General features: G+C 43.8%; 21 protein-coding genes and 1 tRNA gene. 10 read left to right on the forward strand and 12 right to left on the reverse strand.

Annotation, left to right across the window (positions count from 1 at the left end; all coding sequences use genetic code 11):
- Positions 1-12: 12 nt before the first annotated feature.
- A complete protein-coding gene (locus ACLSSO_RS00445) occupies positions 13-2,022 on the reverse strand; it encodes a hypothetical protein (protein WP_413943748.1) in 2,010 nt (669 codons plus the stop codon).
- 66 nt (positions 2,023-2,088) lie between these two features.
- Positions 2,089-4,731, reverse strand: coding sequence for a CHASE2 domain-containing protein (locus ACLSSO_RS00450; RefSeq protein ID WP_413943749.1), 2,643 nt, complete (start codon positions 4,729-4,731; stop codon positions 2,089-2,091).
- 93 nt (positions 4,732-4,824) lie between these two features.
- Between ACLSSO_RS00450 and ACLSSO_RS00455 the strand changes: the two genes are divergently transcribed.
- On the forward strand, positions 4,825-5,277 hold the full coding sequence (locus ACLSSO_RS00455; protein ID WP_295900375.1) for a hypothetical protein: 453 nt from the start codon (positions 4,825-4,827) through the stop codon (positions 5,275-5,277).
- 56 nt (positions 5,278-5,333) lie between these two features.
- Positions 5,334-5,409: transfer RNA gene (locus tag ACLSSO_RS00460), tRNA-Asn, on the forward strand.
- A 93-nt stretch (positions 5,410-5,502) separates the two neighbouring features.
- Here ACLSSO_RS00460 and ACLSSO_RS00465 read toward each other — a convergent pair.
- From ACLSSO_RS00465 to ACLSSO_RS00475, 3 genes are all read right to left on the reverse strand, one after another.
- Positions 5,503-5,751 (reverse strand): cold-shock protein, encoded by a 249-nt coding sequence (locus tag ACLSSO_RS00465; RefSeq protein WP_413943750.1) that lies wholly within the window; start codon positions 5,749-5,751, stop codon positions 5,503-5,505.
- On the reverse strand, positions 5,751-9,053 hold the full coding sequence (locus ACLSSO_RS00470) for an N-6 DNA methylase (RefSeq protein ID WP_413943751.1): 3,303 nt from the start codon (positions 9,051-9,053) through the stop codon (positions 5,751-5,753). Before ACLSSO_RS00470 ends, ACLSSO_RS00465 begins: the two co-directional genes overlap by 1 nt.
- Positions 9,054-9,200: 147 nt before the next feature.
- Positions 9,201-10,379 carry a CapA family protein gene (locus ACLSSO_RS00475; protein ID WP_413943752.1) on the reverse strand — a complete coding sequence of 393 codons (1,179 nt, stop codon included), beginning with the start codon at positions 10,377-10,379 and terminating at the stop codon, positions 9,201-9,203.
- A gap of 241 nt (positions 10,380-10,620) precedes the next feature.
- On the opposite strand from ACLSSO_RS00475, the gene ACLSSO_RS00480 reads away from it, so the two are divergent.
- From ACLSSO_RS00480 to ACLSSO_RS00500, 5 genes are all read left to right on the forward strand, one after another.
- Positions 10,621-11,127: a hypothetical protein gene (locus tag ACLSSO_RS00480; RefSeq protein WP_295900380.1), complete on the forward strand. Its 507-nt coding sequence runs from the start codon at positions 10,621-10,623 to the stop codon at positions 11,125-11,127.
- Positions 11,128-11,274: 147 nt separating this feature from the next.
- Entirely contained in the window at positions 11,275-11,577 is a 303-nt protein-coding gene (gene groES, locus ACLSSO_RS00485) for a co-chaperone GroES (protein ID WP_277576325.1), read from the forward strand.
- 51 nt (positions 11,578-11,628) lie between these two features.
- Positions 11,629-13,269 carry a chaperonin GroEL gene (gene groL, locus ACLSSO_RS00490; RefSeq protein WP_413943753.1) on the forward strand — a complete coding sequence of 547 codons (1,641 nt, stop codon included), beginning with the start codon at positions 11,629-11,631 and terminating at the stop codon, positions 13,267-13,269.
- A gap of 115 nt (positions 13,270-13,384) precedes the next feature.
- A complete protein-coding gene (locus tag ACLSSO_RS00495) occupies positions 13,385-14,074 on the forward strand; it encodes an alpha/beta hydrolase family protein (RefSeq protein ID WP_413943754.1) in 690 nt (229 codons plus the stop codon).
- A 31-nt stretch (positions 14,075-14,105) separates the two neighbouring features.
- The gene (locus ACLSSO_RS00500) at positions 14,106-14,966 is read left to right on the forward strand and encodes an SDR family oxidoreductase (RefSeq protein ID WP_413943755.1); all 861 of its coding nucleotides are present in this window, start codon (positions 14,106-14,108) and stop codon (positions 14,964-14,966) included.
- Here ACLSSO_RS00500 and ACLSSO_RS00505 read toward each other — a convergent pair.
- Positions 14,963-16,537, reverse strand: coding sequence for a hypothetical protein (locus ACLSSO_RS00505; RefSeq protein WP_413943756.1), 1,575 nt, complete (start codon positions 16,535-16,537; stop codon positions 14,963-14,965). The two genes, ACLSSO_RS00500 and ACLSSO_RS00505, sit on opposite strands and share 4 nt — an antisense overlap.
- Positions 16,538-16,614: 77 nt before the next feature.
- Here ACLSSO_RS00505 and ACLSSO_RS00510 point away from each other — a divergent pair, with 77 nt between their 5' ends.
- Genes ACLSSO_RS00510 through ACLSSO_RS00520 form a run of 3 tightly spaced genes read left to right on the forward strand, consistent with a single transcriptional unit; the run spans position 16,615 to position 18,479 of the window.
- Positions 16,615-17,796 carry a hypothetical protein gene (locus ACLSSO_RS00510; protein ID WP_413943757.1) on the forward strand — a complete coding sequence of 394 codons (1,182 nt, stop codon included), beginning with the start codon at positions 16,615-16,617 and terminating at the stop codon, positions 17,794-17,796.
- A 43-nt stretch (positions 17,797-17,839) separates the two neighbouring features.
- On the forward strand, positions 17,840-18,232 hold the full coding sequence (locus tag ACLSSO_RS00515; RefSeq protein WP_413943758.1) for a response regulator: 393 nt from the start codon (positions 17,840-17,842) through the stop codon (positions 18,230-18,232).
- Positions 18,219-18,479, forward strand: coding sequence for a hypothetical protein (locus tag ACLSSO_RS00520; protein WP_295905156.1), 261 nt, complete (start codon positions 18,219-18,221; stop codon positions 18,477-18,479). Before ACLSSO_RS00515 ends, ACLSSO_RS00520 begins: the two co-directional genes overlap by 14 nt.
- Positions 18,480-18,499: 20 nt before the next feature.
- Here the strand turns inward: ACLSSO_RS00520 and ACLSSO_RS00525 are convergent, their stop codons facing one another.
- The 6 genes from ACLSSO_RS00525 to ACLSSO_RS00550 all read right to left on the reverse strand — a co-directional run bounded on the left by ACLSSO_RS00525 (position 18,500) and on the right by ACLSSO_RS00550 (position 25,570).
- On the reverse strand, positions 18,500-18,694 hold the full coding sequence (locus tag ACLSSO_RS00525) for a hypothetical protein (RefSeq protein WP_295905158.1): 195 nt from the start codon (positions 18,692-18,694) through the stop codon (positions 18,500-18,502).
- Between the two features lie 191 nt (positions 18,695-18,885).
- Positions 18,886-19,179 (reverse strand): hypothetical protein, encoded by a 294-nt coding sequence (locus ACLSSO_RS00530; RefSeq protein WP_295905161.1) that lies wholly within the window; start codon positions 19,177-19,179, stop codon positions 18,886-18,888.
- 16 nt (positions 19,180-19,195) lie between these two features.
- Positions 19,196-20,851, reverse strand: a complete 1,656-nt coding sequence (locus ACLSSO_RS00535; protein ID WP_295905163.1) for an RHS repeat domain-containing protein — start codon at positions 20,849-20,851, stop codon at positions 19,196-19,198.
- Positions 20,852-20,882: 31 nt separating this feature from the next.
- The gene (locus ACLSSO_RS00540; protein WP_295905165.1) at positions 20,883-21,758 is read right to left on the reverse strand and encodes a type II secretion system F family protein; all 876 of its coding nucleotides are present in this window, start codon (positions 21,756-21,758) and stop codon (positions 20,883-20,885) included.
- A gap of 3 nt (positions 21,759-21,761) precedes the next feature.
- Positions 21,762-23,987, reverse strand: a complete 2,226-nt coding sequence (locus tag ACLSSO_RS00545) for an ATPase, T2SS/T4P/T4SS family (protein ID WP_413943759.1) — start codon at positions 23,985-23,987, stop codon at positions 21,762-21,764.
- A gap of 53 nt (positions 23,988-24,040) precedes the next feature.
- The gene (locus ACLSSO_RS00550) at positions 24,041-25,570 is read right to left on the reverse strand and encodes a BON domain-containing protein (protein ID WP_413943760.1); all 1,530 of its coding nucleotides are present in this window, start codon (positions 25,568-25,570) and stop codon (positions 24,041-24,043) included.
- Positions 25,571-25,575 lie beyond the last annotated feature (5 nt).

Genomic DNA, 25,575 nt, shown 5'->3' on the forward strand with positions numbered 1-25,575 from the left:
TGGGTTTTGTTTTTAATACTGAACCGTGATCGGAATTGTCTGTGAGGGACTTGCGTCACCAGAAGTGACATTCACGGAGAAAGTGAGATCCGCTCCGGCAAGGTTATTAACCTTTAGATAAAAAATACGCTCAGCGATTCCGGAAGGAGGAGTCTCAAGGTACGAGGCTTGAGAAGTGCATCCAGAGTCGCTATAGAAGTTGTATGTTGAAGGACCCGGAATTCCCGACACATTCGGAGTAAAAGGTCGATAGCTGTTATAAGCGTCAGTTCCAGAAAAGTTCATAAGCTTCGCCTTTAAAGGAATGCACGTGTTGTTTGCAACCGGCGCCGAAGCGTCCAATCTAGAGAGATTCCAAGAGCTAGGTCCATCGATTTTAATCGGATAGTAGTTCGTCGGAAATCCTGTCACTGTCGCAGCGATGTCGCCATTTCCAAACGCCGTAGCGCGGATATAGAACTGAGCACTGTAACCGCCCGCAGGAATGCTGACGTTGTTGATCGGATTCTGAGGGTACGAGCAATCTCCCGGATTGGCATAAAGACCTAAAAGATTTCCGCTGACATTCACGTTTGTGGCGGCAGTCGGAACAACCGGTGTGTGGTAACTATTTACTAAGAAGACCTCATGAGGTTGGTCTGCGCAGTAGTTGATGCTACCCAACTGATTAAAGCCGCGGATCTCAACTCCCGCAGGAACATTTGTACCATATCCTTTTCGCACAAACTGAGTGGCTGCTACATATGTCGACGCTGCATCTGTGAACGTCAACGCGACGTCAGCAGAAAGCGCGGAACTCATTTTTAGGTAAATGGGCAATGACGCCGTATAAGAAGGAAAAACAAAAGATGTCGATGGAGTCGTACTTGTTTGGCACGTCGCCAATGTTGAATAAAGAGATACACCCGCCGCACCACTTACGTTGACGGTCATTCCGCTATAGTTAGAGCCAGGACTCCCGGACATTTGTCTAAGATTTAAGTTGAAGGGATAACAAACATCGGGAAGAACACTCCACGGACCCACAAGATCAAACGTGTTAGATGAAGAAGCAAAACTTTGATAAGCGCCTGCGCCGACAATGGTTAAACCGTTTGGTGCAATGATACTGTTAAGAGCGATGTTAACAGCTTGAGGATCATACGGAGTTCTAAAGACGACCTGCATACGATCGGTGAATGGCGGAATCGTCACCTTGGACATTGGATTCACAGAAGCTTGGCAATCTTGATAGTTAGAATAAACCGACTGTGCAGCTGCGGATATTGTAATCTGCGGAGTCACTTCAATCGCAACCGGGAAAACAGCATGGCGGCCTTCATTGTCTTTAAGGACAAGGTCTACGGATTGACAACTGTCTGCCACGAACTTTCCAGTCGGAAACCACTCTTTGGTAATTTCAATTTTTGTTGGCGCTGATCCAGAGCCATTGTGATCATCGGGAAAATCCGGACCATCACAACCGTCAAAACGATTGGCTTCGTTGAAAGAAACGTTCAAAGGAAGATCTTTCACTTCGCCGGGTTTCAATTCTAGATTGCCTGCTTCTCCTACGATGTAGGGATAAGACATTTCTGAATCAAGAGGAAAACCATTGGCCTTAAAATCGCGGCACGCTGTCGCAGTTGTCGCATGAAAGCCAACAACAAAAATCACGCGGTCTTTTCCAGAAGGAACGTCAATGCCAATCGCACTTCCAGCGGGAGCAGCTCCCACCCAAGGGCCGATCTTTCTTGGAGCGAAAGTAGTTGTACCATCTTTGCGCTGACAAATATTTCTTTGCAGTTCAGGTTCGGGTCCACTAGCTGCGATCAGATAACAATTGATGGGACGGTCGCCCGTCATTCCTGTGGGCGCCGGACGCGCAGTATTTAAGGAAGAAGTTGAATTCTCTACCTTGGAACTTAAGCTTGAAGCTGAGCCAGGAAGTTTAATTTGGATTTTAGTTTGCTCGTCTAATTTTAAACGATCACAACCCATCACCGTAAAAAGAGCTACAGTCAGCAAAACGCGATTTTTCATATACTTACTTGTCGGCATAAAATTTCTCACAGTAAAAGCATTCTCAAGTTTTTTTAACACGCGAGTTTACTTGGTTTTCATAACGTAGACTCCGTCCCAGTCTAAGGGCGGAGGTGACTCAAGATAGTCCTGGCATCTTTCAACGTAGAGTTCTGATACGGGATCATTTTGAGACATCGACTTTGTTTTATTAAATATTTCTAAGGCTTCAGAAAACTTCTTGGCTTGATAAAGTTCGAAGCCTTCGCTGAACAATTGGATTTGCTCAGCCATTTCGCCTTTAAGTTTTCCTTCACAGAGCAATTCATAAATGCGCACGGGTTCTAGTTTTCCTTTGACCCGCACGCGGTCAATTTCTCTGGCGCTGAAACTATTTTTAACTTCAGCGTAAGTGAATTCGCTGATAACAATTCTTGTGCCGTATTCTTTGTTAATACCTTCAAGACGCGAGGCTAAGTTTACAGAGTCACCCATGATCGTGTAGTTTTGCACGATATTAGAGCCCATGTTGCCCACGCTCATGTCGCCCGTGTTAATACCGATTCCAATATCAATCATCGGGAGATTTTTTTCGGCAAAAGTTTTTTGCAACTCTTTAAGCTTGTCTAAACTTTCTAAAGCACAACGGCAGGCGTGAGCTGCGTGATTTTTATCCTTCACTGGTGCGCCAAAGAAAGCCATGATGGCGTCACCCATATACTTATCAAGGGTGCCGCTATTCTTAAACACGATGTCTGTCATCGGCGTAAGATACAAATTCAAAACGCGGGATAATTCTTCAGGAGTGAGTTTCTCAGAAATCGTCGTAAATCCGCGAACGTCAGAGAAAAAAGCTGTCATTCTTTCACGACGACCACCAAGTTTTAAGTTGGCGGCATCTTTAAGAAGTTCATCAACGACTGCTGGCGAAACGTATTTTGAGAATGTGGATTTAAGCTCCCGCTTTTTCTTTTCTTCCGTAAAGTATTTAAAAATCTGAATCGCAAAGAAAGCTGAAAAGACAGTGAAGTAAAATAAAAACGAGTGAACCAGTGTCTGCTCTTTAATAAAGAGCCAAACATCAAAACTAAGAAATGCGATGACGGCCAATAAGAATAAAATCATGGATGACAATGAGCCCATCCACGCCCAAGCGATACTGAGCGTGATACCCACAACAAAAATAATCCAAGGCATGGCCTTTGACTCTAGAGGCCACTGTTTTAGGAAGTTTTTCTCAAGCAAGTTTGCAAGCATCGTTAAATGCAACTCGGGGCCGGGGTAGTTTGCTTCAACAGGTGTATTACGTAAATCGTAAAGACCTACGGCTGTGGCACCTACAAGAACACTGCGACCTTTAAAGAATTCAGCCTTGTCATATTCTTTCTCCGTGATCTCAATTTGTTTTGTCTTCGCATCGACAACATTGCGGCGAACGCGCACCGTAGGACGGTCGTTGAAAAGTTCTTTGGCTGAAACATAAGGGAAAGACATCTGGCGACCATAATAGTTAATCAACATTTGCCCAGACTTATCCACAGGGTAAGTCACAACTTTTTTCTCAGGATCCGTCGATGTATCGTAAATGTTGAACTCATCAATGGATTTTGTGCCGGTCGATGAAGTCTTCATTTTAATTTCTGCGCGATAGGGACCTGACAGCAGGTAACTTTGCAGGGCGAGCGACGGAATAAAGCTAGAGCCTAGCTTATTCCCTGAACGGAAAAATAAAGGATAACGGCGGACATATCCATCGGCATCCAGTTCCGCGATAAAACTCGCTGTGAAAGCGGCAGGTTTTTGGATTTCCGGAATATTCGGAGTCCACTCACCATACTGAGGAATGGGGTGAGGTTGGAAGGAGGATTTGATTTTGGTTGTGAGCTGTTCAAAGTTAAGGTCTTTTAGTTCTTTAGATTCTTTCGCCACTCCTAAATAGAGAGGCGCAACGTTGTTCACAATATCGGGCGACAAAAAAACGTCTTCCTTTGTAAGCCACTTGTTGCAGTATTCAAACAAAGACTGTGATTTTCTGGAATTCATGAAATTCTGTTGGTAAGGTGTCAACTCTGCCAAAGAATTTTTTCCTAGATGTTGAAGGACGTCGCTTTCCTCTTTGTGTTGAATATTCGCAAACAAAGTTTCAAACAGCGGTCCCCAATTTAATTCATCAATTGCATTGGTGGATTCGTCCATGGTGAAACCAGGGTTGAGTTTCACGACCTGATCTCCACCCGTTTTTAAGAAAGCTTCGGCGACACACAGATCTTGATAAGGTTTAAAATCAAATTTGTTATCACTAAAGACACCCAAAATAATTTTATCTGGATTTTTCTCAACCACTTGGCCAAATTTTAAGTCAGCTCCAGGATTTGCTTTTTCGGGTTCAGAAAAAATCGCATCGAAACCCACAGACTTCGCGCCAAGATTGACTAACTTGTCTGTAAGCTCTGCCATTTGGTCACGGCTCCACGGCCAGCGACCGATTTCTCGAACGGCATCATCATCAAATGCAATCATTGCGACAGGAGCATTGGATGTTTCTGCGGATTTAAATTTGTGTTTTAAATCGTTGAAACGGAAATCCAGAACCTCCAGCGTTTCTAAAAAAGGACTGTAAGCGCGTTGAATGGTCGGCGTTTCTTTATAGGAAAAATAGACGAGCGCCAGGCACGTAAGAAGACCCGAGATGACAATCCCAATAAGCAGACTGATGCGTTCTGTTTTCATGGAGGTCGTTTCGGAAAAATTTAGTAAGGTCCCGAGACTAGTTCACGATCCATCTCTGGACTTTCATCGAAGCTTTGCACTAATGTAAATAACATGAAGCTAGGTCTGATTTTAAAAGTCTCAATGTTGTTGTTAGCTCTTGTTGTCGTGATTTACGGGATTAAGGCTTTGCAATCGCCCAAAATTCAAACTCAGGCGGGTGATCCCAATAGCGTTGTCGGGTTGCTTTTGGGCGGCGATCAGCGTCTCTTAAATTGGTGTCCCGGCGATACCGCAAAGGTCGAAATCTTTTCCGAAACGGGGGAGGTTTTAAAAACTCTGACTTCCAAACAGGATCTTTCTGCGGTTTGTGAGCTGATGATCGGGGGATTTACCCAAGACCCGGCGGAGACTCTGGTTTATAAGCTTAAGATGAAGGCATATCCGGGCGCAGGAAATCCCGTGTCACTGGAAAAAGCCGTCCAATCCCCTATTTTTCGGGTTCAGGGAATGCCTTTTTCATCGCCGGGGCTGGTTAAAGTTCTGGAAAGGCTTGCAGTTCCTTAAGATTATTCTGTTTGACAAAATGGGGGCAGAGGCCCTAATTTAGCTTTTCACCGAGTTCAGAAGTAGCTCAGTCGGTAGAGCAAGCGGCTGTTAACCGCTGGGTCGGGGGTTCGAGTCCCTCCTTCTGAGCCATTTATTTTCTAAATAAATGTGATTAAGAAAGCCAGGCTGATAAGCTTGGCTTTTTTATTTTTCTGTGGGACCACTCAATAGCATGGGTCCTTTTTAGATGGTGATTTGAGGCAATTCCAAATCACGCGCCTCCAACCCTCTTACGGTTTCATAGGGCACGAATCTGATATCGACACCTTCTTTTAAGTGCGGAAGGATTTCAGGATTTTTATCTGTGATTAGGAACTCTTCCCCGTCGGCAATGACAAAACCCATTCTACGGGCGTCGTTCCACCATTTAACTTTTCCTAATTTAGAGCTACCAAGTTTTTTTGGTTTATTAAAATGTAGAATATTGTCCATTAAACCGCCTTGGAAAGTTGAGCAACGAAGCTTATATTTTCAGATGGAGTAATCCTGTCATTTCTGCCAATAAAAGTAATTTCTTTGCGCTCTTTTTCAGGTAGTTCTTGCTTCATTTTCTCCAGCTGATCAATTGAAATACCGTAAACCTCTCCAACGCATAGCTCTAAGTTATTGAATGCATGTTGGACCTTTTCCCAATCGCTCTTATTTTTTGCCGAATACAGCAATTTTAGGAACTTAACCGCAGAACGAACAACATTTCTATGCGTTCTGTCGCCAGACTTGAATGCTCCTAAGTTAAATTGTCCAACTACGCTCGGTGGAGCGTATCCTCGACCCGGTGTTGAAACGGAGTTTAAATACCAGCGGAATATACTAGAAGTTAGTATAGCCCATGTATAAAGCGCTTCTTTCGGGCCTCTAAGTGCAAGAAATGCAACAGTATCGGTAGGAATCCATTTCTTTTTCTTGGTAATTTTGTCTGAACATGGTCCGAGAATCGCACACTTAAATGTGTCGCCCATCCGTCTCCAAACGACCTTCCAATCAGAAATTGTTTCTTTTGAAATTCCGTACATCGAGTAGAATTCACTTCTACTCATCAACTGTTTAACGAATTTAGATTTTCGGGATTTAAGGATATTCTCAAAATCACATAAATATGAAAGTGTTTTTGGTGATTTTGCCGCAATCTCCACTTTTTCAACAGCCATTCTAGTATTTATATCCTGGACCATAAGACCGTAGGAATTGCCCGAAATATATCCGGTTTCAATGTCGCTTCCTTCAATAAAAGGGTAAATGAAAGTGCCCTCAATATTTTTTTGGACGGTTTTTGCCTTTTTCTTAGCGCCTTTGGAGCGGTTTTTAATCAAGTATCCATCGCCTGCTTTCTGAATGCTTTCAAACTGGTAAACTGCGTATGGGTCGGTTCCCGCTCCTCTTAAAGGTTTGTATGAAGATGAACCGTGGAGACATTTCAACGTGGTTGAACCGGCTTTGGAGCTAACTTGAAGAAAAGATGCTTCTTTCTTTCCACCAGGTTGCGCCTGTAAGTTTTTAACTTGAACGCAGTTCAGAACATGCTTGAGAGAGGAATGTACGTCATATTTAACATTTTTCTTTTTTGACCATTGATTATATGAAACTGGATATTTTGTTTTAGAACCCTTTTCTGCCACAAAAAAAACTGTCTTATTACCAACGCCATCAAAAGGCTTGATTTCTACAAGATCATCGATTTGTCGAACTCTAAAATATTCTCTATCTCCAAGCTGAAATCTTCTAAAGCCGTCGGCTTGTCCTTTTGCTCGGAATACGCTTTGAGTAATGAGAAACGCCAAGATACCTCCATCTTTTAAATAATGGTCGATACAGACGTATGAGAATAATTGGCTAATGTCTTTTTCACCCCCTGAAAGCTGTGCTTGTTTGCCAGACAGACTAAACAGGCCATAGTCTTCCCAGATATGTTTTGTGGCATCTCGATAGGCATCGGGTAAGTAACCCCATCTTACCCACGGGGGATTGCCACAAACGAAATCAAATTTTCCATTAAGAACCGGGGCAAACATATTTTTTATTATTCGCGCCCAAACCCCATTCCTACGTTCTTTATCTAGAGTTAAAAGCTTCTGATACAAATCGAGATAGTCAGATTTCAAATGGTCACTTAAATCAAACTTTTTACTTAAGACCTTCCACAAATCAATATTAGATAACTTGGCTTTAACTGCCTCCTCCAACTGTTCGCAGAAGACAGGCATGATGTCTTTTTTTATAATCTCTTTTGGGATGAAAAAATCTCCTGCTGCTGTTTGAAATCTTAATATATGGGTAAGCTCACGAATTTCTTTGTAACAGGGGGTTAGAATGGAATCCGTCAAATAGATCGGAATTTCAATTTCCATGTTTTTATCTCTGAGATACGGAAATATTGCTATTAAGTAGTTTACACGAGCAGAAATAACTGCGATCGGATTCAGATCGAAACCGACAACTGAGGACAATATTTCTCTGGCGGCTTCGACATCATTAGTTTGTTTTTGATTCTGAATTTTGCGATTAATAGCTTCAACTAAAAATGTTCCCGATCCGCAAGAAGGATCAAGTAACCTTTTTCCTGCCTCTCCTGTAAATCCTGATTCTGCAATTACATGTTCAGCTAGCCAGTCTGGAGTGTAATACTCGCCACTTGAGTGTCGAACATATTTGGGAATTAACTTTTCATAAAGGTCCTTTAATAAATCGTTTGCGGATGCAAAATCAACCCCGATGGACGCCATCTCGTAGCGGTTAAGCTTTTTTACTAAACCTCTAACAGACTCTGAAATGTCATCGTTCCAATCATCGACATACCAACTAAACAAATCTCCTTCCAATAGGTTTTTAATGCCTATTTCCTTAAAAATAGCACCCCTCTCTAAAAGGTGGATCTTGTCACGAAGATGTTTTTTTGAGGCTTCTACGTCCTGGGTTAAAAAAGAACCCATATTGTGAAGATAGTGAAGTATTTCGGCGGCCAATAGTTTAATAAATATCGAGTAGTAAGTATGCAGAGCAAATAAAATTAACTCTGGACGTTTATTATTGCCGGTAATAGATTGGCAGAGTTCTCGAATGCCTTCTCCGGGTTTTTCAATGTCGTATCCGCAGACTTCGCTAAAATGAAGCATCCATTGTTGAATAAAAGTCACTGTTTTTGGGTGCTTGCTATTTAAAGCAGTGTAGTAAAACGATTTTATTGAGTTAACGATGTCATTGTTTTCAATAGAAAAATCTGATGCAAGATTTTCACTTGTGAGTGCTCTGCCACCGTTGCCACATGAGGATATTTTTCTAAGAACGGTTTCAATTGCAAATTCTGAATGAGAGATCGGATCACCGACCTCCACATCGCCATTTTTATATCTTGCAAAGATGTATGATTTTCCGTCCGTGCCGACTGCAAAGTAACGTTTAACTTTTGCTTCTTTTTGTTCGGATGCTAGTGCATTAAAACGGTCCTTAATTTGTTTTACGACTTCTTTTGATCCAGCAGATTGCAGAGAATCACCAATCCGTCCAGGTTTTTTAAATTCAATAAAGACATAGCTGTATACTGAGTCAATTCTTCCCTTACCCAAAGGCACTTCATGATTGCCATCAAAATCTAATTCACAGGCTTCACAAAATGAATCTAGGCTTTTTACAAATGCTATACGAAGATCCTCTTCGCTGCGAATGCTGGGCAATTTAGACTGAATTTTGGCATGAATTGTTTTTTTGTGCTTATGGATTAGCGACTCAATGTTAATCATAAGATGAGAATCTCCCGCTTATTATTAGCATACGGGACACTAACCTATGGTACAGGACTAACAAGCTAGACTAGACTAAGCTTAGCCTTTGATATGGATTTCCAAATTTTTGAAGCATGCTTTTTATAATGCTCCCGTTAAATATTTTTATTTTGAGAACTGACCCGCACACATTGTTTTTGCGCGAATCGAAGTCATCTGGCTGTCACAGAAAATCCCGCGACCTGTAAATGGATCAAGCTGCAAGCGCATCGCATAGTTTTGCAGTTGCATCGCTGAAAGTTGATTGAGATTTCCGATACGTGCGGCAGCTTTATCCGCAGGCATTGGAGCTGTGCGATTGTGCGTGTTCGTTAAAGGAATCACTTCAACGGCGTCGACTTTCACTTTACCTGTTGAAGGATCTCTTTCTAAATACAAACGAGAGAACATGCCCCAATCCGTATTTGGATCTGATTTTTTTGTGATGTCGGCAGAGCCCACCATCAAATAATTTCCAAGACTATAATAAATCAAACGGTCGCCCCATTTTTCAATGGGACGAATCACATGCGGGTGATGACCGATGATAAGATTCACTCCGCCGTATTGAATGGCGTATTCGAAGCGGGATTTCTGTCCGTCTTCAAGAGTCGGTTTTCCTTCGATACCAAAATGAATCGAAAGAATTTTATAATCAGCTTTCGTGCGAGCAAAAGCTGTGACGAGTTCTTTATAATCTCTGTCGTCACGGATAAGAAGCATACCTACGTTTTCATTGGTGGCGCGGAAGCGCGGCTCACCAATTGACATAGAGGCAAAGGCAAAACGAATTCCATTCACGTCAAAAACTTTTGGCTCTAGAACTTGCTTTCGCAAACCCACGCCGTCGTAAACCATCTGCGGAAATTCCGCTTTAAGTTTATCCATTTCATAAACTGTTTGCTGCATGCCGGGAAGGCCGTAGTCATAAGTGTGATTGTTAGAAACGTTAAAAAGATTAAATCCAAGTTCGATCAAATGGCGAACAGCATTGGGATGACTCTTAAACGCAAACTTTTTGTCTTCGTCTTTAAGGTCATTTGTTGAAGACACGACGGTTTCAATATTTGCAAAGTTGATATCGCCATTGATTAATGGTTTTAACTGACTTGTGAAAGAGTTCCAGCGAGCAAGAGTGTCTCCGTAAAGAACTCCATTGGGATCGACAACCTGACGATTGCGGTTAAAGTTCACGTCGCCGCCCATGGTAAGAACCACGTCCGCGCGAGCATTCAGTCCTAAAATCAAGATAAGTACCGAGATGACTTTTTGTTTTCCCATACTCAAAAACACTTCAAGTGCCATGCCCCGCCAGAGGGAAAATAACGTCTTTTTACGAGAAGAAACCGTCTCAGCCTTAGTCAGCGGACGAATTTGGGAAAGGATTGTTGGACCCCATAAGTGTAAAACCAAAATTGTCTCAAAGTAACACGTTTGGGCTTCGAGAATACGTCAGATCCCATATATTGCAAATGAGTCATCTTGCAGGCGGCACAACCCTTGTAATATGGCCTTCTGGAATTGTGGACGTCTGTTGGAGGAGCTCATGCGCTTTCTTAAACTTTTACCTCTTATCGCCTTTTGGTCTATGACCGCTTTTGCTATGAAAGCGGGAGCCCAGGTGAAAAGCTATCGCGAATGGAAAACTGAGCAAGTCGTACTGGCTGAGGGCAAAGTTTCTACTCTGAAAGCCCAAATCGCGGCGAAGAAATCATCTCGTACAATGGCGTTGGGTACAGATCCTAATATGGCGAATAAGGCGGCGGTTGAGGCCGTTTCCTCTCAAGATAAATCCGTTGAAAGATTAGAGCGCCAGTTGCGTGAAGAACAATACGATTTGGATGTCGCCAAAGATCTTTCTGTGACCGACTATTTCGTGGGTTATTTGACGAAAGTTCAAGACAAGAAGTCTGCTTTTAATGAAGTGGCAGGCAAGCTTTCCGCAGAGGAAGTGGCAGAGCTTATGACGGCTTACGCAAACTCTGTTTTCGGAGCCCACGCTGCGGACCTTCCAGTCAGTGCTACGAACGTTGGTAAAGACGCTATTAAATAAAATTTTTGTTCTAATAAATCCTCGAAAATTCTCATTTACTCGCCGCATTAAGTTGTGCCTTAAAGAAAAATAAGGCACCCGACCTTGACTCTTTCAGTGGCACCTTCATATTACCTTCGTTGTTATATAACTAAACGGAGGCACACTATGGCTAAGAGTGAAATTGGCGTTCGTCCATTGCACGACAGAATCCTTGTTCGCAGAATGGCGGAAGAAGAAAAAACCGCTGGCGGACTTTTCATCCCAGACACAGCAAAAGAAAAACCACAAAAAGGTGAAATCATTGCGACTGGTAAAGGTCGTATCACTGAAGACGGAAAAGTTCTTCCGTTGGAAGTTAAAGTTGGCGACAAAGTTCTTTTTAGCAAATATGCGGGAACTGAGTTGAAACTTGAAGGCGCAGAATATTTGATGATGCGCGAAGAAGACATCTTGGGTGTTTTCAACTAACACGCAAGCGGCACGCGCTTAGCTTTTAATAAATTAAAAACGGAGTAAATTATGTCTAAAGTATTAACATTCTCAGAAGACGCTCGCGCGCACATCTTGAAAGGTGTGAACACTCTTGCGAACGCAGTAAAAGTAACTTTGGGACCTAAAGGTCGTAACGTTGTTATCGACAAGTCTTTCGGTTCTCCTCTTATCACTAAAGACGGTGTAACTGTTGCTAAAGAAATCGAATTGGAAAACAAATTCGAAAACATGGGCGCTCAGATGGTTAAGGAAGTTGCTTCCAAAACTAACGATGAAGCCGGTGACGGTACAACAACTGCAACTGTTCTAGCGCAAGCGATCTACCGCGAAGGTGCTAAACTTGTTTCTGCAGGTCACAACCCAATGTTCATCAAACGCGGTATCGACAAAGCTGTAGCAACTGTTATCGACGAACTTAAAGCAATGTCTAAACCTGTTAAAGGTTCTAACGAAGTTGCTCAAGTTGGTTCAATCTCTGCAAACAACGACAAAGAAATCGGTCAAATGCTTGCAGACGCTATGGATAAAGTAGGTCGTGAAGGCGTTATCACTATCGAAGAATCTAAAACTGCAAAAACGGAAGTGACTGTTGTTGAAGGTATGCAATTCGACCGTGGTTACTTGTCTCCATACTTCGTAACTAACGCAGAAAGAATGGAAGCAGTTCTTGAGAACGCTTACGTTCTTGTTTACGACAAAAAAATCTCTTCAATGAAAGACATGATCGGTATCCTTGAAGGCGTTGCTAAGCAAGGTCGTCAATTGTTGATCATCGCTGAAGACGTTGAAGGCGAAGCACTTGCAACTCTAGTTGTGAACAAACTTCGTGGCACTCTTCACATCTGTGCTGTTAAAGCTCCTGGCTTCGGTGACCGTCGTAAAGCTATGCTTGAAGACATCGCGATCTTGACTGGCGCGAAAGTGATCTCTGAAGACATCGGCCGCAAACTAGAGCAAGCAACTGTTGCTGATCTTGGTGTTGCGAAACGCATCGTTGTAGACAAAGACAACACAACAGTTATCGATGGCGCTGGTAAAAAAGCTGAAATCACTGCACGTGTTTCTGCTATCAAAGCTCAAATCGAAGAAACTACTTCTGACTACGACAAAGAAAAATTGAAAGAGCGTTTGGCTAAATTGGCTGGCGGCGTAGCTGTTATCCACGTTGGTGCTCCTTCAGAAGTTGAAATGAAAGAGAAAAAACACCGCGTAGAAGACGCTTTGAACGCGACTCGCGCTGCTGTTGAAGAAGGTATCGTAGCTGGTGGTGGTACTGCTTTGCTTCGCGCTTCTCAAAAAGTTGATAAAACTAAATACTCTGAAGAAGAAGCTTTCGGCGCAATGATCATCAAACGTGCTTGCGAAGAGCCAATTCGTCAAATCTCTGCAAACGCAGGTCTTGATGGCGCGATCGTTTTGGATCGTATCCTTCAAAACAAATCTGTTACTTGGGGATTCAACGCATACTCTGACGAATACACTGACTTGATCAAAGACGGTGTTATCGATCCAGTTAAAGTTGTTCGTTGTGCATTAACGAACGCAGCTTCTGTTGCGTCTTTGATGCTTACTACTGAAACAATGATCGCTGAAGCTCCTAAGAAAGAAACTGCAGCTCCTGCAATGCCAGATCATGGCGGCATGGGTGGTATGGGCGGCATGATGTAATCTGCCCCTCAACTGAGGTAGCTAGTATGAAGCGGAAGTTCCTAACGGACTTCCGCTTTTTTTTATTCTGAAATAGTTGGTGATCGTCCATTGAATTCGGAATACGCTGATTCCAATGGAAAAGATCAGCTTCAATATCAATAATTTGACCTGCGAGGCTCTCCGACTAAATGCCTCTTCTCCTTCACAAGCAGTTCTTTTTGCTGCCGGTGGCGGAGGAAATCCCGAACGTCATCTTCCGTTGCTAAAGGCGCTATCTGAAAGCGGCTGCACAGTCATTGCTCCCTATTTCGAAAGGCTTGCGTCGCCAAGGCCCAGTGTGGATGAACTTCGTTCACGTGTGAATTCTCTGCAAAGTGCGCTCAACATTGTTGGTGAATCCAATCTGTCGATCAGCGGGATAGGTCACTCCATTGGAGCGACTCTGTTGTTAGCTCTTGCGGGTGGAGAAATGTGGATGAAAGAAGGACAGAAGTTTCCAGTTACGCGCGATGAGCGTATTAAAAAACTTGTGCTTTTCACTCCGCCAACGGGATTTTTTCAGGCTCCAAAGTCGTTAGAGAATGTTCATGCCTCCATCCAGGCTTGGGCTGGATCACTAGACACTTTTACGCCACCTCAACAACTTGAGATCTTGAAAGAAAAATTGTCGCCTCACACCCGCCTTGAAACTCGCATCATTGAGGGCGCGGGTCATTTTTCTTTTATGAATACGCTTCCACCAAATGTGGTAGATACAATGAAAGACCGGGAATTGTTCTTAACGGATCTTGCCGCAGAGGTTTGCAACTTTGTGATGGCCTAAGGGTCACGGTGAAATAAACGAGGAGTTTTCTATGAATGAGGTTTTAATCACAGGCGCTTCTTCGGGAATTGGTTATGCTCTGACTGAATCTTTCCTGCAAAAAGGAGACACTGTTTGGGCGGGAGTCAGAAAACCTGAAACTCTGAAATCGCTTCAGGAAAAATATCCGACACTTTTAAAAGTTCTTAAACTTGATGTGACCTCTGCAGCCGATATTGAATCGGCATGGCAGACGATCTCATCTCAAAAATCCGATAAGAAATTTATTCTGGTAAATAATGCCGGTGTTGCAGTTGGCGGGCCGATTGAGTCTTTGCCTTCTCTTGAATGGAAAAATCTTTTTGATGTGAACGTTTTGGGACTTGTGGCAATGACGCAAAAATTTTTACCGCGTCTTCGCGAAACACAAGGGCGTATTGTGAATATCGGCTCGATTAGCGGGCGTATTGCGACACCCTATCTTGCACCCTATTGCTCTAGTAAATTTGCCGTGCGCGCGATCACGGATTCTTTACGCCGTGAAATGCGCTCTTTGGGTGTGAAGGTGATTTTGATCGAACCAGGTCCGATCCAAACACCGATTTGGGAAAAATCTATTGAGCACAGTCAGGATTTAAAAAAGCATATCTCAGGTGAGCAAATGAAAATCTATGGCTCAGCGATTGAAGCGCTTACATCAGCCGTAGAAGATGTTGCGAGGTCAGCTGTGCCTGTGTCTTGGGTTACAGATAAGGTTTTGCACGCTGTGAATGCTCCAAATCCAAAAGCCTATTATCTCATTGGAAAAGGAATTTGCTTTCAGGCATTTTTAGCAAAGCATCTTCCGGTGAAGTGGCTCGATGCTCTGCTTGCGATGGGATTTCGTTTCAAAAAAGGCAAGGCCCCTGTTTAGAACAAGTACTGAACGCCGCCCATCAGTGTCGTCATTTTGTGGCTGACACTGGATGCGGACTCCGTGCGAGTTCCCGTGCCGCTAAAGTCCGAGTTGTAGTTTTCTAACAAAAGCTCTCCGCGGATTTTAAAGCGCGTCCTCATTTTGTAATCGACGAAGAAACTAAATGAATTGATCTTATTATCCGAAGAACTTCCGCTCGTTTTGTTTTCGCTCAATGAAGGATTCAAGAAGAAATCAAGTTTTCCGCCGATATCCACAGGAATTTCCTCAGAGAGCGGAAATTGTCCCGCGATACTGAGTGCAAAGCCACCGTACTTCATTGTTGTGAAAGCCGTTGGCGTGCTGTCATCAATTGTGAAATTCGTATTGAGGTAGCCAGCACCGATTTGCAACTTAGGACCGAAGTAATCGTTTGTTAAAAGGAAGTTGTATCCAACATTCACTCCGTATTGTCCCATTGCCATGTTGAGTTTGCTTGGTGACGATCCCGCAAGATCATTATCAATCGAAAAAACAGCCTGACGAAGTTGGATGCCCATGTACCATTCAGGGTTCAACCACAACTCACCACGCACCATGATGTTTGGAGCCAGGTTTGTACTGCCACTCACAGAACCCGAAGTGACAAGACTTGCGTTTTGTGTGTAGTTAGAAAGGCCCGCCATCAATTCAATTTTTCCATATTGGGGAGGCATTGTGGGGAGCCACTCTTGCGGCTCTTCACCGAAAGCGACGTCTTTATCAGGACGCGTGGAAATATCCTGCAAGACCTTTCCTGAAGGAGTTGTCACAGGCACAGAGTATTTTACGAATTCGTCAGGCATCACTTTAGAACCAACGGCGATCACGCCGGGTTCCTTTTCCATTTCGACATAACCAAAGCTCAGATACGGTTCGACTTTAAAAAGTTTTACTCGTCCTAAAACTTCTTTTTCAGTGCTGATCATGAAATTAAGCTTGGGATGACGATTGACCTTGATGATTTGCACAACAGAAACGCGGCTGTCAGGTTTTAGACCATAAGCACTTCCCAAATTCAGAGTCACTTGCTGACCGCGACGGCTCAGGATCGAGGCTCTAAAAGGCATGCGGTATTTTATATTTTCAAAAAGTTTTCTGACCTGCGCACGCACTTCGGCCGTTTCAAAGCCTTTGTAGTCTATAAGGGCCTCTTGCAACAGCGGCAAACCTTCACGACCTACAAAAAGAGTGAGCGTGACAGAGATACCACGAGGCCCACGTAAAATTTTGGAAGTGAGAGCCGCTTCGCTTTTTGCTGCTTGTAAAATCTTTTGAACATCATCAGGACGCTCATCTAAAAATTCAGATTTGATTTTTAGATCTTGAGGATAATTTGCCAAGGACCACTGCTTGTCTTCGTTAAGAAGTTGGCGAAGTTCTTCTTCAACGGGGCGAGCATAAATTCCACCGACATTGTCCGTTGTTGGAACCAGAACGATGGATTTAATAGCCAGATCTTGGTCAGCATTACTGACGTAAGTGTTCTGGGCATTGGTCTGGCTAGCACAAATCGCGACGAAGAAAAAACTAAGAAGAAATGATTTCATAAAATAATTCTGCCTTGCCTCTGAAAACTCGTCAATTTGGCGTCAAGTAATTCGGACCGAGAGCCGAAATATTTCTTATGAAGTCTTCTCTTTCTTTTTTCATTGTTGTTGGATTGTTGACCGTGAGTTTTCAAACTCATGCGCAAACAAGTCTTGAAGGTTTCTCTTCAGGTCGTTACGAAGTCCGTAAGAGCGCCAAAAAAGTTCGTCGTCCAGCCTCGGAAGGTGAAGCTACGCCTATGGTGACTGACGGCGATGGCGTGAAAGTGCGCACCTTAAAAGCCAGCGAACTTGAAGCGGAAGAAAAAGCTCGCAAAGAAGCGGAACTCGCTAAAATTGAAGCAGAGAAAAAAGAAGCCGAGAAAAAAGCTCTTGAAGCCAAAGCAGAACAAGAAGCTGCGAAGGCGAAAACAGAAACGTCTAGTCCAGGTGCAACTGCTGCTTCGGATGTCCAAGAACCTGGAATCAGTGAACAGGCGGAAAGTCTTTTCTCTAGCAAAGCGGAAAAGATCTATGATTTTTATCGTGAGACTATTCATCCCGATGACATTCGTAATAACCGCGTTGAGTTGGATGTGATGCCAGTCGTTGCGTACAATGACTCTCAATCTAACTATTCATACCGTGATTACCAAAGTTTCTTTAATGCTCTGAAATTTAAAACAAATGTATGGCTGACACCTCTTATTGGTGTGAGCGGGCAGATTATGTTTTCTTTTGCAGCTGACGTGGATGCTGTGGGTGGCTCTTCACGTGTCCCTGCAAAGTATGAATTTGTGGATCTTGGTGTGAACTTTAGAAAGTTCTTTGGCGTGTCTCGTAAATCCAGTTCTGTCGAATTTTCTATTCTTCTCAGTGACAATAAAATGAATGTGCCTAGCGACAATACGTCTCGTGCTCGTCTGAAATCGCAAGGTTTCGGTGTGGGTTTAAAAGCGCGTATTCCAAGCTCTCAAAATTATTCATGGGTTGTTGGCGGAAGTTTCTTTCCACGCTTGCAACACACAGAAACTGAAACCGGAGCCGCGATCAACTCCGGATCTTCTGAGGAGAGCATCCGTATCGGTCTTGATTTAGGTGGTGAATGGAAATTCACACGCGAAAGTCAGATGATTTGGAATTTGGGTTTGAGTGCGGAACGAAATGTTTTTGATGGCAATGCCAACTTGCCAGACCCAAGTACAGGCACAACGCCTTCGAATGTCAGCGTGACGAACTCGCTATACATGTTCTCCCTAGGCTATCGTTGGGGCCACTAAAATCCACTAATCAAAAGTCCTCATAAAATTTATACTGAAGCGGATGAAGATACGTTTTGCTGTCGTAGACGACGCCGCTTTTTTACGTGAACTTGTGAAGAACATTGTGACTTCCGCTGGAGGCACATGCGTGGGTGAAGCCGCCAATGGTGATGAAGCCGTGGCGCTTGTGGAGTCCACTCTTCCTGATGTGGTTTTTTTAGATATGGTGATGCCGCTTCGAAACGGCATTGAAACCGCTAAAGTCATCAAGGAACTTCATCCGGAAATAAAAATCATCGGTTGTTCTACGATTGATCAGGAAGCTCTCGTACAAAAAGCTTATGACTCTGGGTTTGACGACTACATCACAAAACCATTCAGCAAAGAACAAGTTTTAGAATCAATTAAAAAGGTATTACCGCAACTGGGAGAATCAACTCATGGAAGAACTTAAATTTGTCTTGAAGTGTTTTGCTTGCACGGCACTTTTGATCGTTCTTATGCAAGTCAAAGTAGGTGGCGCTTCGATTGAAAACCACTCTTTCCATTGGTTGCAAAATTCAACGGCATCTCAATACATTCAAAGTGCGGCGGCTGGCGGCGCCATGGCTTTGCGCAATCTTGGCAAAAGCTTGAAAGATGGCGTAGCTAGCACGGTCGACGGATTTCAAGAAGGCGCTCACGAAAAAGCAGTTCGCTAACGCCTTCCTGAAAGCAGAAATTATCTTACACCTGACTGTGTCTTATCAGACGTTTTCACAGTTGTCTTAGAGGCCTTCGCAGGGTTTGTGTCTTTCAAAAGATCATTTGAAGCAGAGGCCACTCTGTGTGAGCACTTCGGGCTTGCAACAGATGCAGACGCAAATGCGAAAGTAACAACAGACATAGCGATAACGGTTTTAACCATCTTCTTCATAGGGACTCCTTTGTAACGAGTACAAAAAATATAAATCTACTCAGAAGAATGCTAATGCATCGGATGTGCCATGAAGTTCGTCTCAAAACGAGACAGTAAGAGTAAAATCAGCTAACTTTGAGACAAAATAAAAGGGCTTTGGATGACCAAAGCCCTTTTTAGGTTATCGAATGCCAAGATTCTAGACAGTTTTAACGAGTGCCTTCGCGAGTTGTTGGCGAAGTGTTATCTGGAGCTGCTGTGCCCGCAGGTCTATAAGTCGTATTATCGCCAAGGCGACCGTGCTTCATACGAGCGATACACTCAGGGCACACACCCGGAGCTGCCACGTCAGCTTCAGAAGGCTTACCACCTTGAGCTTCATTTGGGTCTTCACCAGGATTTACTGTTCTTTTTGAATCGTCCTCTTGTGCAAAGGAGGAGGTGCTCACAAATGCGGAGCCAAGACCAGCCAACAAAATGGAAAGAACTAAAAGTCTTTTCATAAATTCACCTTCTCCTTTATAGATACAATTCCGCTGTTGCAGGGGCAATAATATCTAGCAGGTTGTTGAATGTACTTGCAACTTGCATAGCAACAGAAGGGCCTTCTTTGCTATCCACTTTGTTGATATCCCCATTTGGTTTATAACTTACTACAATTGTTCCAAGACCAGGACGAGTGACGATGGAAGGTTTTCCATAACGCTCTTCGTATTCAATCTTAACGACTTTCTTTGCATGGTCTGTGATTGTCGCAATACGCCCACGGTTATCGTAAGTCATATTGATTTTTTGACCATCACTGTTTTGCGCATAAGTCAGATTGCCTTTGGCATCGTACTTAAATTGCGTGTTCTTCACAGAGACCTTAGCCCCTTTTTCATTAAAGAACGTGCTTGTCACAGCGCTGACTTTTTTGATTTTTGGATCGTATTCAAAAGCCATGCGGACGTTAGGAGCTGCTTTTACTTTTACAAGTCCATCTGGATAGTACTCGTAAGAAACGCGGTCCGCATTACGACGGATAGAAACAGGTTTTCCAAACACGTCATGATAAGTGATATCAGTGACGTTGCCGTTAACTGTCGTCATCACTCTTTGCAGGAAGTACTGACCGTCAGCGCGCTGTTGGTGCCAGAATTCGTATTTATTGTCCGCCATCACTTCTTTGCCGCAAGTTTTCTTCACTGTCGACCAGTAGTGATTTTTTGGATCGTTGGCAGAGAATTCGTATTTATACGACTCTAAGCACTTGTCACGACCTGCAAATGCCGTCACCCAGTCGTTCTTTTTATCGTACTTAATTGCGATAAAAGTTTTATCTGGCCATGAAGCTTTTGTGAGGTTGTGAAGTTCGTCGTATTCGTAAGTATAAGTTTTCAACCACGCATTCTTCACAGAAGCAAGGTCATCTAAATTTGCAAACTTATAATCTGCCATCAAACCGTTCGGGCCTGTGATGGATTTAACTTTTTTGTTTTGATAATACTTAAAGTTCAGACGGCGACCGTTGTTATCCTGAATGGAAGCGATCACGTCTTTGTCGTAATCAAATTTCAAGAAGTTGCCGTTTTTGTCATAGATATGAGTCAATTTTCCTTGCGGACTAAAGCGTTGAGCGCTGCCGTCTGGAAGATTGCGTGTGTAGTATGTTTTGTTGAAAACAAAGTGTTCAACTTCGCGACCGTTTGCAAAAAACTTCGTACCTTCTTTAACAGGAACGGAAATTCCGTATTTTGCCGCGAACTCAGAACGAGCACTGTCGTCTTCAAGAAGCTGAGTTTTCAAATTCGTCAAGTAAGCCTCTGTCAGACCCACTTTCTTTTCAGCTTTCATCTTGGTGATGATTTGAGCAATCGTGTTTTCCACATCTTTGCGTGTGACTTCGCGAGGAGCAAACGTCACTTCCAAACCGCCACCGCATTCTTTGACTTTGATATTTCCTTCAGCGTTGACTTCCATCGCTGTTTCGAAATCCGAGCACCATCCGAAACCAAACATACCATTGAAAAGTGAACGGCTGTTGTAAGTGCGCACGATTTTCAAATCGTAACCGCTGCCCGGCACATCCATATCAATCCATGTATTGGAGTAGTTGGCATTTTTCATATCAACAAGCGCGTAAGCTTGTGCTGAAAAAAGAAAAGCGAACGCCAAAATTGCCTTCTTCATCATTATCGGTACCCTCTTCCTAGAAACTGACAAACTACACTTTAATGGTAACAAGCTTTTTAATGACTATGCCACCGATTATTTGCAGACCGAGCATCATAAACAACAACACTAGACCTAGGGTTGTGTTAAACATTGGTTTGATAAAACCCGGGTCTATCACCATAAAGACGGCCATTAAGATAAACGGAATCATGGTGACGATGATTCCTTGCATGAGGCCTTGTGCAGTCAGAGCTTGAATTTTTTTCTCTACTTTTTGTCTCTCACGAATGACCGTGACGATAGTCTGGAAAGTCTCTGCCAAGTTACCGCCGGTCTCTTTTAAAATATTGATCGACGTTACAAACATCTGAACGTCAGGACGGGGAATGCGCTGGCCTAAATCATTCAGTGCACTTTCAAAACTATCACCCACTTGCATTTGATAAAGAACTTGTGCGAATTCCTGACTGATGGGATTTCCCATGATCTCTACCACGCGCTTCATGGACTCTTGAGGATTGGAGCCGGCTTTAATACCGTTGGCCATAATAGTAAGACCATCCACCATTTGATCGACGAATCGTGTGCAACGTTGTTCGTAGGTGAGCTTCACGACAAACAACGGAAGCTGCCAGCCACCGACCGTGATAGCGGCACCAAAAATAAAACCGATAAGCACACTTGGCCACACAGCCAAGAAAACCAAAGCGCCCATACCGAAACTCACTAGAAGAATCAGAATGGTGATTTTCTTTTCGTTCACGTCGTTCCCCATTAAACGAAGCATGCGAATCACCTCATCACGCTGTCCAAGACTGCGTTTATGGAGCCACGCAATTGTTTTGTCAGCCCAAAGGATAACGAAAACAAAAACGCAAATTCCAAAAAGAGGGATTAACACCCATTCGTTAGCAAGAAACTTCATGATCTACCCCGACTTTTTCACCGGTGCGACACCTGGCATTTTTGGCAGAGCACCCAATGGAGATTTAGGAGCATTCGCTGCTGGAGCACCTGGAGTTGCTGTCGCAGGATCATTCGAGAAGATCTCGCGAGGAATCACAACACCTTTGTCGCTCAATTTTTGAATGAAGCTTGGGATTGTACCAGTGGCCTGGAACACGCCCTGAATTTTTCTATTCTTATCGTAACCGGTTTCTTTAAAGCGGAAAATCTCTGCCAACGTCACAACATCACCTTGCATACCGGCAACTTCAGTGATGCTTAAGATCTTACGGCTACCATCTGATAAACGAGAAATCTGAACAATCAAATTCACCGCGCCCGCGATTTGTTCACGGATCGCGCGAATAGGAAGTTCCATTCCCGACATCATACAAAGAGTTTCAAGACGGGCAATACACTCACGCGGACTGTTGGCGTGAGTCGTCGTCATGGAACCATCGTGACCCGTATTCATGGCTTGAAGCATGTCGAGCGCGGCACCGTCACGGCACTCACCGACGATGATACGGTCAGGACGCATACGCAGGGCATTCTTGATCAAATCACGAATGGTGACGGCGTTGGATCCTTCCATTGAAGCGGGACGTGTTTCCAGACGGACCACGTGCTCTTGTTGAAGTTGCAACTCGGCCGCATCCTCGACTGTGATCACACGTTCATTCGATGGAATGAAAGAAGAAAGCATATTCAGAAGCGAGGTTTTACCGGAACCGGTACCACCGGAGATTACGATATTTAAACCGTTCTCTGAACAGATGCGAAGGAAGTCGATCATGTTCTTCGTAATACTTCCGTAATTGATGTACTTCTCAGGTGTGATACCACCTTTTTTAAATTTACGAATTGTCAAAGCAGGTCCGTCGATTGCTAACGGTTCAATTACGGCATTCACACGCGAACCGTCTTTCAAACGCGCATCCACATATGGAGTCGAGTCGTTGATCTGACGGCCTAGTGGAGTCACGATACGCTCGATGATACGGCGAAGGTGATCATTTGATGTGAACGTCACAGGACTTAATTGAACTTTACCACTTTTCTCGACGAAGATTTTTCTAAAACCATTTACCATGATCTCGGTGACATCGGGATCGGCAAGAAGATCTTCTAACGGACCCAGTCCCAAGGCTTCTTCTAGGACCTCTTTGATAATTTTAGAACGCTCTTCACGGGCAAGATCCGGAGCTTCTTTATCGACAATCAGAGTGATTTCTCTTTTTGTTTTTTCGCGGATTTCTTTCTCTTTGCCTTCATCTTGTTTGGTATCCAGCAAAAGTTTTTTCAAATCCACCGTGCGAATCAATTCGTTGTGCACACGGATTTTTAGAAGTGTACGCGCATCCATTCCTGCCAGTGCTGCTGCATTGGCAGAGCCACCGCCAGCAGCAGGTTCTGTTGCCGCAGGGGCGGGTTTTGGACGGGCAATTGTTTTAAGTCTTTGCAGGATGCCGCCCGTCAGTTTGCGGGTGACATCATAATACGCCGCTGTGACTGGAGCTTTAGGAGCTGACAACACAAACGGAGTGTACTTTTGAAGCGCCATCATGGATGTCGCTTCATCTTGAGGAATGATTCCCACGTAAGGAAGTTGCAATTGATTTGAAATCGTTTGCGGAGAAAGACCTGTTGGTGAAGCTTTGTTAATCACAAGCTGGAACATGTCCTTCGGAAGAGTTGCCGAAAGAAGTTCATTCACCAAACGTTGAGTTTGCGTCACAACCAATACTTCAGGGCTTGTCACGATCATGATTGCGGTGGCTTCTTGCAAAACAGCCATTTGTGCCGGACCCAAATCAGTTCCGACGTCGACAATCACAAACTTAAAGGCACGACTGAAAAACTCTAAAAGTTTTCCCAAAAGATCAGGAGAGATGTTTAAAGATTCTTCCGGTCCACGAACTGCACCCAAGTAAGCTAAACCTGATTGGTGCATTGTCACCAAGGTGTTCATAGGTTGAGAATTCAGAGAGCCTTGGAAGTTCGCAAGTTCTTTTAAAGTCTTTTGTGGTTTCAGACCCATGATGACGTTTTGATCGCCGACGCTCTTCGCGTCTGCATCGATCAAAAGCACTTGGGCTCTGAGTTCGTTCATGATGGTGCATGCAAAGTTCGCGGCAAAAACGGACTTACCGACGCCGCCTTTACCACCGACTACAGCGATGAGATTACAATTAGGATTGATAGCCAATGCAGACCTCCATTTCCTTTATCGGCTGAAATGGGAGGTCCGTTTACGAGATGTTAGTCGCGTAAACGGAACTTCTTCTTAATTTGCTCAGCTCCCGAGCTCGCAGAAGTTTTCACGATGGGCGTAACAAAGACCACAAACTGGCTTTGTTGTTTGATGAAGTCTTTAGATGCATACAAGCTGATGATCGGGTTCTTTTGTCCAGCTGGACGATTGTAACCTGTCGAAGTGGAGTTGCGGATCAAACCACCCACCGCCGCACTTTGACGATCACGCACAGTCACCGTGCTCGACATTTGGTTCTTACTCACAATCGGTGCCCCTTGCGGAGTATTACCAAGCAAGCTGCTCACTTCAAAACTCATCTCCATGTGCACACTTCCGGATTTTTCACCCAAAAGCACAGGTGTAATACCTGTGACGATACCCACAGAGGCAAATGCTGTACCTTGTGTACCGTCTTTACCGATGACTGGATATGGTTGGTCGGTCACTTGTTTGATTTCGCCTTTTTTACCGTCTTCCACAATCAAGCTTGTACTTTCAAGCACGCGCGCATGACCGTGTTGTTTTGCCCAATTGAGTTTTGGCAACAAGTTAGAAACAGTTCCTGTGATGGAGCTGATCACACCACCTGGGCTGTCGCCACCTGTTTGGAAAGTCATTTGCGAGTTGTCGCCCAATTCAGGAGTGAATTGGAATTTAAATGCTTTCGAGTAGTCTTTATTCAATTCCACGTAGTGCACCACAAGCTGAATCATTTTTGCTGGTGGTTTTGCCGGAGCTTCCTTAATTTGAATAAGGTTGATTACTCCATCATTCGCAGGTTTACGTTTTTTAATCGGACCACCGTCTTCCGCGGCATCAATCACGATGTCAGGAAGATAAGTTTTTGCCACGATCTCGGCACGTTTTGATTCTTCTTCGCTGTTCGCCCAACCTTGAAGAATGATTTTGTCATTCACGGCACGGACTTCGATCTCGGGATTGTTGATATCGCGAGCGATGAACTCTGCAATTTTCTTTTGTGCTAAAGGACTCAAAGTCACAAGAGAAGAAGCTTGGTCACCGAATTGTTTAATCACGTTGTAGATACGAGCAAGGTCTTTTGGTAAAAGGATCTGACCGTCAACAACAACTCTGTTGTTCACGATTTTGATATTGATACCTTCGATATCACCTAAAAGCGCACGGATTTCACGAACGACTTTATCAAGCTTACTTTTCTTAACGTCAATACGGAATTCCGCAACGACTTTACCATTGCGTTTATCGTGAATCGTTAAAGTCGCAAAACCTTCTGCTTTCGGAGTGAAGCGCATGACGTTTAAATCTTTAGCGTAAGCCGCCGTCACGATACGACGGAAATCACCTTTAAATTCAATATCATTAGGAAGAGGCGGAAGTTTTTCATCCTGCTCAATGCCCAAAGTGAGGTTGATAAATTTGCGGGAGCGATAGACGCCAGTTCCTTCATCCGCTGTTGCCGATGACGGTTCTGCGACAAGTTCTTCTTGTGCAAAAGCGACGTGACCACAGAGGCTGAGGAAAAGTCCTGTCAGTAAAATGTGTCGTCTCATCATATCCC

Origin of the sequence: Bdellovibrio sp. HCB-162, assembly GCF_047344985.1 — a bacterium.
Lineage (GTDB): Bacteria > Bdellovibrionota > Bdellovibrionia > Bdellovibrionales > Bdellovibrionaceae > Bdellovibrio.

What these genes read in the sequence shown, in the direction of transcription:
- ACLSSO_RS00550 (WP_413943760.1), bottom strand. Translation starts at nt 25,570, where the DNA reads ATGATGAGACGACACATTTTACTGACAGGACTTTTCCTCAGCCTCTGT.
- ACLSSO_RS00475 (WP_413943752.1), bottom strand. Translation starts at nt 10,379, where the DNA reads ATGGCACTTGAAGTGTTTTTGAGTATGGGAAAACAAAAAGTCATCTCG.
- groL (WP_413943753.1), top strand. Translation starts at nt 11,629, where the DNA reads ATGTCTAAAGTATTAACATTCTCAGAAGACGCTCGCGCGCACATCTTG.
- ACLSSO_RS00500 (WP_413943755.1), top strand. Translation starts at nt 14,106, where the DNA reads ATGAATGAGGTTTTAATCACAGGCGCTTCTTCGGGAATTGGTTATGCT.
- ACLSSO_RS00520 (WP_295905156.1), top strand. Translation starts at nt 18,219, where the DNA reads ATGGAAGAACTTAAATTTGTCTTGAAGTGTTTTGCTTGCACGGCACTT.
- ACLSSO_RS00510 (WP_413943757.1), top strand. Translation starts at nt 16,615, where the DNA reads ATGAAGTCTTCTCTTTCTTTTTTCATTGTTGTTGGATTGTTGACCGTG.
- ACLSSO_RS00450 (WP_413943749.1), bottom strand. Translation starts at nt 4,731, where the DNA reads ATGAAAACAGAACGCATCAGTCTGCTTATTGGGATTGTCATCTCGGGT.
- ACLSSO_RS00535 (WP_295905163.1), bottom strand. Translation starts at nt 20,851, where the DNA reads ATGATGAAGAAGGCAATTTTGGCGTTCGCTTTTCTTTTTTCAGCACAA.
- ACLSSO_RS00455 (WP_295900375.1), top strand. Translation starts at nt 4,825, where the DNA reads ATGAAGCTAGGTCTGATTTTAAAAGTCTCAATGTTGTTGTTAGCTCTT.
- ACLSSO_RS00470 (WP_413943751.1), bottom strand. Translation starts at nt 9,053, where the DNA reads ATGATTAACATTGAGTCGCTAATCCATAAGCACAAAAAAACAATTCAT.
- ACLSSO_RS00525 (WP_295905158.1), bottom strand. Translation starts at nt 18,694, where the DNA reads ATGAAGAAGATGGTTAAAACCGTTATCGCTATGTCTGTTGTTACTTTC.
- ACLSSO_RS00465 (WP_413943750.1), bottom strand. Translation starts at nt 5,751, where the DNA reads ATGGACAATATTCTACATTTTAATAAACCAAAAAAACTTGGTAGCTCT.
- ACLSSO_RS00530 (WP_295905161.1), bottom strand. Translation starts at nt 19,179, where the DNA reads ATGAAAAGACTTTTAGTTCTTTCCATTTTGTTGGCTGGTCTTGGCTCC.
- ACLSSO_RS00505 (WP_413943756.1), bottom strand. Translation starts at nt 16,537, where the DNA reads ATGAAATCATTTCTTCTTAGTTTTTTCTTCGTCGCGATTTGTGCTAGC.
- ACLSSO_RS00495 (WP_413943754.1), top strand. Translation starts at nt 13,385, where the DNA reads ATGGAAAAGATCAGCTTCAATATCAATAATTTGACCTGCGAGGCTCTC.
- ACLSSO_RS00445 (WP_413943748.1), bottom strand. Translation starts at nt 2,022, where the DNA reads ATGAAAAATCGCGTTTTGCTGACTGTAGCTCTTTTTACGGTGATGGGT.
- ACLSSO_RS00540 (WP_295905165.1), bottom strand. Translation starts at nt 21,758, where the DNA reads ATGAAGTTTCTTGCTAACGAATGGGTGTTAATCCCTCTTTTTGGAATT.
- ACLSSO_RS00480 (WP_295900380.1), top strand. Translation starts at nt 10,621, where the DNA reads ATGCGCTTTCTTAAACTTTTACCTCTTATCGCCTTTTGGTCTATGACC.
- groES (WP_277576325.1), top strand. Translation starts at nt 11,275, where the DNA reads ATGGCTAAGAGTGAAATTGGCGTTCGTCCATTGCACGACAGAATCCTT.
- ACLSSO_RS00515 (WP_413943758.1), top strand. Translation starts at nt 17,840, where the DNA reads ATGAAGATACGTTTTGCTGTCGTAGACGACGCCGCTTTTTTACGTGAA.